6 protein-coding genes are annotated in these 4,975 nt (G+C 67.6%); all 6 read right to left on the bottom strand.

All coding sequences use genetic code 11. From position 1 onward, the window contains the following. Window positions 1-782: glutamate-5-semialdehyde dehydrogenase (locus AC1VAN_RS11125; RefSeq protein WP_480985812.1), on the bottom strand; the 782-nt coding region annotated here is incomplete at its 3' end. Beyond that, a complete protein-coding gene (gene proB, locus AC1VAN_RS11120; protein WP_032978734.1) occupies window positions 779-1,936 on the bottom strand; it encodes a glutamate 5-kinase in 1,158 nt (385 codons plus the stop codon). The genes proB and AC1VAN_RS11125, both read right to left, overlap by 4 nt. 10 nt (window positions 1,937-1,946) lie before the next feature. Beyond that, entirely contained in the window at window positions 1,947-2,210 is a 264-nt protein-coding gene (locus AC1VAN_RS11115) for a YciI family protein (protein ID WP_025876435.1), read from the bottom strand. Further along, the gene (gene argH, locus AC1VAN_RS11110; RefSeq protein ID WP_032978731.1) at window positions 2,210-3,505 is read right to left on the bottom strand and encodes an argininosuccinate lyase; all 1,296 of its coding nucleotides are present in this window, start codon (window positions 3,503-3,505) and stop codon (window positions 2,210-2,212) included. The genes AC1VAN_RS11115 and argH overlap by 1 nt, the downstream gene beginning before the upstream one ends. Before the next feature lie 19 nt (window positions 3,506-3,524). Further along, complete coding sequence (argC, locus tag AC1VAN_RS11105) at window positions 3,525-4,481, bottom strand: N-acetyl-gamma-glutamyl-phosphate reductase (RefSeq protein WP_032978728.1); 957 nt, start codon at window positions 4,479-4,481, stop codon at window positions 3,525-3,527. A gap of 10 nt (window positions 4,482-4,491) precedes the next feature. Then, the coding region (locus AC1VAN_RS11100) for a GNAT family N-acetyltransferase (RefSeq protein ID WP_480985811.1) at window positions 4,492-4,975 on the bottom strand (484 nt) is incomplete at its 5' end.

Raw genomic sequence — 4,975 nt, 5'->3', positions numbered from 1 at the left:
GACGGGCGACTGCACTTGCCGTCCACCAGCAGATCGACTGACTTGTCGAGATCGGCACTGGCATCGACGAACAGGTGGCAGACGCCCTTGTAGTGCTTGATCACCGGCACCCGTGCGTGCTCGGCGACGAAGCGGATCAGGCCTTCGCCACCGCGCGGGATGGCCAGGTCGATCAGTTCGTGCAGCTGCAGCAGTTCCAGCATTGCTTCGCGACGCAGGTCGGTCAGCACCGTCACAGCGGCAGGGGGCACGCCGTTGGCCTTCAATGCCCCCGCCAACGCCTGGGCGATGGCGGTATTGGAATGGATCGCCTCCGAGCCGCCACGCAGGATCACGCCGTTGCCCGCCTTCAGGCACAGCGCGGCGGCTTCGGCGGTCACGTTCGGGCGAGCTTCGTAGATCATCGCGATCACTCCCAGCGGCACGCGCACCTTCTGTACGCGGATGCCGTTCGGACGCACGTCGTCGCGGGTCACCTGCCCGACCGGGTCCGGCAGGCCGGCCACCTCGCGCACGGCGTCGGCCATCGCCAGCAGGCGCGCCGGGTCAAGTGCCAGGCGGTCGAGCATCGCGCTGCCCACACCTTTTTCGCGGGCGGCGGCCAGGTCGCGTGCATTGCCTGCAAGAATCTGTCCGGCATTGACCTCCAGCGCCTGCGCCATCGCCTGCAGCAGTGCCCTGCGCGCATCGCTGTCCAGGCCGGCAACCACCTGGGCCGCGTCGCGGCAGGCACGGGCCTGCGATTCGATCTCACTCATCGGCATATCCTGCAGTAGGTTCATGGCAGCACCAGATCGTCGCGATGGACGACGGTACCGCCGTAGTTGTAGCCGAGCACGGTCTGGATGTCGCGGGTGTGGCGGCCGGCAATGCGGCGCACGTCATCGGCGGCGTACTGGCTCACTCCACGGGCCACGCACACCCGGCCGGCGTCGGTGTTCCAGCATACCTGCACCATGTCACCGCGCCGGAACGCGCCGTCGGCACCGGTGATGCCACCGGGCAACAGCGATGCCCCCTTCTCGCGCATCGCCTGGGCGGCGCCGGCATCGACCAGGATCGCGCCTTCGGCGAGCGGAGCGTGGCGCAGCCAGTGCTTGCGGGCCGCCTCACGGCTGCGTGCTGCATGGATACGGGTGCCGAACAGGCGATCCTGCGCCAGCGCGCGCACCACCTCGCCGCTGCGGCCATTGAACAGATAGGTTTCAATGCCGACACGGCCGGCCTTGGCTGCGGCCTCCAGCTTGGTGCGCATGCCGCCGGTACCGGCGACCGAACCGGCGCCGCCAGCCATCGCCAGCACGGCATCGTTCAACTCGGCCACTTCATGCAGTGGCCGGGCATCGGCATGCGTGCGCGGATCTGCACTGTAGAGACCGTCGATGTCGGTGGCGATGAACAGTGCATCAGCATCGACCAGCGCTGCCACCGTCGCGGCCAGGTTGTCGTTGTCACCGAGCTTGAGCTCATCCACCGAAACGGTGTCGTTCTCGTTGACCACCGGCAGCGCGCCCAGCCGCAGCAGCTCGTTGAGGGTTGCCCGCGCATTGAGATAGCGGCGGCGGTTGCGCAGATCGTCATGGGTCAGCAGCACCTGCGCCACCGGGCGCTCGAAGAAGCGCTGCCACAGACCGATCAGCTGCGCCTGGCCCAGTGCCGCCAACGCCTGCCGCGCCGCCATCGCCGCACCGGGTTCATCGGCCCGGGGCAGGATCGCGCGGCCGGCAGCGACCGCGCCGGAGGAGACGATGACGACCTCGCGCCCGGCCAGCACGTTGGCCGAAACGAACTGGGCCAGGCCCAGCGCGTGGCGCGGCGACAGGCCACCACCGTCGGCGGCCAGCAGGCTGCTGCCGACCTTGAGCACGGCGCGCCGCCACGACGGCAGCGCTTGTTCGGGGAACGGCGATGCAACGTGGGCGGCGTGGACAGTCATCAGGGGCGCCTCAGCGGGTATTCCATTCATGGACGCTCAGCGCCGATGCCTGCATCGTCACCAGCGGATCGGTGGCGACGATGGCCTGCGCCTGCGCGAGGCTGTCGAGGTTGCACAGCACATAGGCGCCACCACTGCCGTCGGCAAAGCCGCCGGTCAGCTGCAGCCGGCCCTCGGCCTGCAACGCATCGAGGAAGTCGCGGTGCGGCTGCACCACGGCGTCGGTGAAGCCCGGCAGGCGCATCGCCAGCACCAGGTAGACGGTGCCGGCCATCAGGACAGCGCCTGCCAGCGCGCGCGCAGTTCATCCAGGCGCAGGTCCGACGCCGAACCCGGTGATACGCGCGCCGCCAGGCTGCCTTCCGGCGTGCGCCCCTGCCCTGCACTGTCGGCACCGGCAGCAGCAGCCTTGTAGGCCTCGCGGAACGGTACGCCCGCTACCGCAGCTTCCACCGCGACATCGGTGGCATACATGCCCGAATCGATCGCTGCACGCAGCTTGTCATCGCGCCATTCCAGGTTGGCCAGCAGCGCCGGCAGCAGTTCAAGCGCGGCCAGGCCGCGCCCGAAGCCGTGGAAGATGGCGCCCTTGGACGACTGCAGGTCGCGGTGGTAGCCCGACGGCAGCGACAGCAGCTGCTCGATTTCGGTGCGTGCAGCGGCGACGCTGGCATGGGTCGCGCGCATCAGCTCGATCACGTCCGGATTGCGCTTGTTGGGCATGATCGAACTGCCGGTGGTGTACTGCGCCGGCAACGCGACGAAACCGAATTCGGCGCTGGTGAACAGCGACAGGTCCCAGGCAATGCGGCGCAGGTCCAGGGTGGCACCGCCCAGCGCTTCCAGCGCGGCCAGTTCGAACTTTCCACGCGACAGCTGCGCGTAGATCGGCGAAATCTGCATGCGCGCAAAGCCGAGCGCGGCGGTGGTGTGCTCGCGATCCAGCGGCAGGTTCACGCCGTAACCGGCGGCGGTGCCAAGCGGATTGGCATCGACCAGTGCATTGGTATCGCGGGCACGCACGGCGTTGTCGATGAAGGCTTCGGCCCAACCGGCCCACCACATGCCGGCCGAGGACACCACGGCACGCTGGATGTGGGTGTAACCGGGAATCGGCAGATGCTGCTCGGCCTGCGCACGGTCAAGTGCCACCTTTGCCACTTCGGCGCTGACCTGCGCCACGCGCTGCAGCTTTTCCTTCAACCACAACCGGGTGGCGACCAGGATCTGGTCGTTGCGGCTGCGGCCGGTGTGGATCTTGCGGCCGGCATCACCCAGGCGTTCGGTCAACCGTGCCTCGATCGCCGAATGGCCATCCTCATACTGCGTATCCAGCACGAAGCGGCCTTCGCGGAAGTCCTGCGCCAGCACCTCAAGTTCACGCAGCAACCCGGCCAGTTCGTCGGCGCTGAGGATGCCGATGTGCTGCAGGCCCTGCGCATGCGCGGCGCTGGCAGCAATGTCATGCAGGAAGAACTCGCGATCGAGGATCACGTCGTCGCCGGCGAGGAAGGTCTGGATCTGGGCATCGACAGCGACGCCTGGCTTCTGCCAAAGAAGGTCTGCCATGGGGAGCTCCTGTACGGTTTCAGTGCGGGATCGACGTCAGTTCGTCGATGCCCAGCGCAAGATTGAGGTTCTGCATGGCCTGGGTGGCCGCGCCCTTGAGCAGGTTGTCCAGGGTCGCCACCACCACCACCCGCTTGCCGCCCGGGGCGAGCGTGAAGCCGCCGACCTGGGCACCGTGGCGGCCAGCGATGCGGCTCACCCACGGCGCCTCGTCCACGACCTCGATGAGTGCTTCACCGGCGTAGGCCTGCTGGAAGCGCTCGACGATCTGCTCGCGGGTCTGCACGCGGTTCAACCACAGGTTGGCGGTGAGGGTGATGCCACGGAAATGCGGCGCGACGTGCGGCATGAATTCGACCGCCACGCCCAGCTGCACGGAAACCTCGCGCTCATGCACGTGGTTGGTCAGCGCGTACGGCATCAGGTTGTCGGCCAGCAGTTCAACGTTGTTCTTGTCCGACGGCGAGGTGCCCGCACCCGAGTAGCCGGACACGCCGAAGCACTGCGGCGGGCCAGCCAGCAGATCCAGCAGCGGATGGATCGCCAGCTGCATCGCGGTGGCATAGCAGCCGGGATTGCTGATGTGCTTCTGTCCGCGGTAACGGCTGCGGGTAAGCTCTGGCAGGCCGTAGTACCAGGTGTTGTCGAAACGGTAGTCGGCCGACAGGTCGACGATCACCGTGTCCGGCTTCGCCGTTTCCAGCGCCGCCACGAACGGCGCGGCCAGGCCGTTGGGCAGGGCCAGGACCACCGCGTCCACGCCCTTGGCGGCAACGGCGTCGGCGTCGAGATTCTCGAACTGCAGTTCGCCCTGCCATTGCGGGTAGTGGTCGGACACGCGCTGCCCGGCCAGTTCGCGCGAGGACACGAAGCCCAGCTGCAGGTTCGGATGCGCTGCCACCAGGCGGATCAGCTCGGCGCCGGTATGGCCGCGGGCGCCGACGATGCCGACGGTGAACGAGGAGGAAGTGCTCATGCGTGCGTGCTCATGCGTGCGAATCGAGGCGGTGCTGCAGGTGGCGTTTCACGCCCTGCCATTCCGCATCGATGATGGAGAAGATGACGGTGTCGCGCGGCGTGCCGTCGGGATGCCGGCGGTGATTGCGCAGCACGCCATCCTGCTTGGCGCCCAGGCGTGCGATCGCGGTGCGCGAGGTGAAGTTGAACCAGCTGGTTTCAAACACCACGCTCAGGCATTCCAGCCGCTCGAAGGCATGGCTGAGCAGCATCAGCTTGGTTTCGGAGTTGACCCCGGTGCGCTGCACCGATTCGCCATACCAGGTGTAGCCGATGCTCAGCCGCGGTACGTCCGGCTGCAGATCGTAGTAACGGGTGGTGCCGACGATCTGGTCGTTGGCATCGAACACCACGAACGGCAGCACCTTGCCTTCGGCCTGTGCCTGCAGCGCCGCCTGCACATAGCCGGTCATGGCCTTCGCATCGGGCACCTGGGTGTACCAGAGCCTGGAC

This window comes from Stenotrophomonas sp. 05L44_2, from assembly GCF_056665995.1.
This window is presented reverse-complemented; position numbering and strand designations above follow the sequence as displayed.

Bases quoted from the DNA above. Each gene is read 5' to 3' on its own strand.
- AC1VAN_RS11115 (WP_025876435.1), bottom strand. From the start codon at position 2,210: ATGGCCGGCACCGTCTACCTGGTGCTGGCGATGCGCCTGCCGGGCTTC.
- argC (WP_032978728.1), bottom strand. From the start codon at position 4,481: ATGAGCACTTCCTCCTCGTTCACCGTCGGCATCGTCGGCGCCCGCGGC.
- proB (WP_032978734.1), bottom strand. From the start codon at position 1,936: ATGACTGTCCACGCCGCCCACGTTGCATCGCCGTTCCCCGAACAAGCG.
- argH (WP_032978731.1), bottom strand. From the start codon at position 3,505: ATGGCAGACCTTCTTTGGCAGAAGCCAGGCGTCGCTGTCGATGCCCAG.